This window comes from Paenibacillus sp. P4_E11 (assembly GCF_056401635.1).
Genome location: NZ_JBFUIX010000483.1, coordinates 1 through 1,350, shown reverse-complemented (window position 1 = coordinate 1,350; position 1,350 = coordinate 1). Strand labels below are relative to the sequence as shown.

Below are 1,350 nucleotides of genomic sequence, written 5' to 3'. Positions count from 1 at the left end.
CTCCATGTCCGAGGGCTTTCCCATCTTGTTACGTTGCACTTCAACGGCGTGATTGGGGTGATACCAGCGAAACTGTCACCAGGTGCAAACGCATGGATATAAATGCAAAAAAAAAACATTACCATTCTAAAGGATGAATCTCGCGAATAATGTCGAAACTTGTAAGTATTGCATCTTTGTATTATATGATCCCTAGTAGGAGCAGAAAAGTAACGTGTTGGACGGTTCCTACATCGATTAATATATAATCACCTTTCAACGCACATCTGTGCGTTGGTTTGGCGGAAGAAAATAGCTTAATGTTTTCAATTGCATGCTTATTGACACTGCGTGAAAATAAAAGTTGTTTACAGCTTAAAGGATTCCATATCAAGTGAACTTTGTCTTTTGAACTCTGAATGGACCCAATATTGAACCTCTGTACCGTTAAATGTATAATCTTCTTTCATGCCAATCCCCTTTTTGTTATCCATTGCAAAAGCAAAATTAACCTGAAACGTCGGATTCAAATTTAGATCATAAACATAATAACTGTTTCCAATTACTGAGACAAACTTACCGTTATATACCTGCTCTGGCCGCTTTACATTAATCGTTTTATCCTTACCTTCTTTATCGTAATGCTTCATCCCCGGAATATCTATACGTCCGGTCCAGTTAGCAAATTGCCGACACACTCGCAACGATAGCCACAGTATTCCATATTTCTCCCAGATATTGCAATCAGGAGTAAACGGAGCCCGCAAATCTGCGGCGCTCCGTTTTTGTTGTTTCAGAATTCGTTAGAAAAAATTATTTAACACATATAGAGTGTATGCATAAAGATGCAAGACAAATATTTGATCATAAATTTGCTTATTTTAACAATAAACCAACAATTCTTGTTTTCTCATACCACCTGATGTAGCGTCGTACGATCTAGCTACACGTCAATACCAAGCATCTTCAATCTCTCCAAACTGATGGCCACACTATCAAATGGATTCCGATCAAAACAAAAATCCTGCTCAACCGCGCCCCATTCCACGCCAATTTCCCGACAAGCTGCTAAGATTCCAGCAAAATTCATATTTTTCCCTCTCCGATTTCGGCAACTCGCTGCTCAAGTGTATATAATTGAGCTGCAACTTTCATTTCCTTCACCGCTTTCTACTTATCTCTTTATAAATATGGCTGATGATGGGGGGGGCCTCCACGGCCTTTGGCGCAGGCATACTTCTTCTGCTTGATTATGGAATGTTGACCAAAGATTTTGTTTTGACTCCGAGACTGGCGGCAGTATGGTTGATGAACCGGCCGTCAACTGCGACTGCCGATGGGTCGGCGTACAAGATGCGGATCGGGTAATAC

The 1,350-nt window shown here is 40.7% G+C and carries 2 protein-coding genes; both read right to left on the bottom strand.

Annotation, left to right across the window (positions count from 1 at the left end; genetic code table 11):
• Nucleotides 1-347: 347 nt before the first annotated feature.
• Nucleotides 348-746, bottom strand: a complete 399-nt coding sequence (locus AC1DWB_RS35310; protein ID WP_477545732.1) for a hypothetical protein — start codon at nucleotides 744-746, stop codon at nucleotides 348-350.
• Nucleotides 747-922: 176 nt separating this feature from the next.
• Nucleotides 923-1,069, bottom strand: a complete 147-nt coding sequence (locus AC1DWB_RS35305) for a hypothetical protein (protein WP_477545731.1) — start codon at nucleotides 1,067-1,069, stop codon at nucleotides 923-925.
• Nucleotides 1,070-1,350 lie beyond the last annotated feature (281 nt).